1 rRNA gene is annotated in these 259 nt (G+C 49.4%); it reads right to left on the bottom strand.

The annotated features are described in order from the left end of the window. A 23S ribosomal RNA gene (locus CR103_RS21845) occupies positions 1-259 on the bottom strand; the annotation flags it as partial.

The raw sequence follows: 259 nt of genomic DNA, 5'->3' as shown, positions 1-259 counted from the left end.
GCTTACGGCGTGGAGGCTTTTCACCCCCATTATCGCTACTCATGTCAGCATTCGCACTTCTGATACCTCCAGCATCCTTTACAAGACACCTTCGCAGGCTTACAGAACGCTCTCCTACCATATTGATTGCTCAATATCCGCAGCTTCGGTGACTGGCTTAGCCCCGTTACATCTTCCGCGCAGGACGACTCGATCAGTGAGCTATTACGCTTTCTTTAAATGATGGCTGCTTCTAAGCCAACATCCTGACTGTTTTAGC

The organism is Massilia psychrophila (assembly GCF_002760665.1).
Taxonomy (GTDB): Bacteria; Pseudomonadota; Gammaproteobacteria; order Burkholderiales; family Burkholderiaceae_D; genus JAFCUW01.
This window is presented reverse-complemented; position numbering and strand designations above follow the sequence as displayed.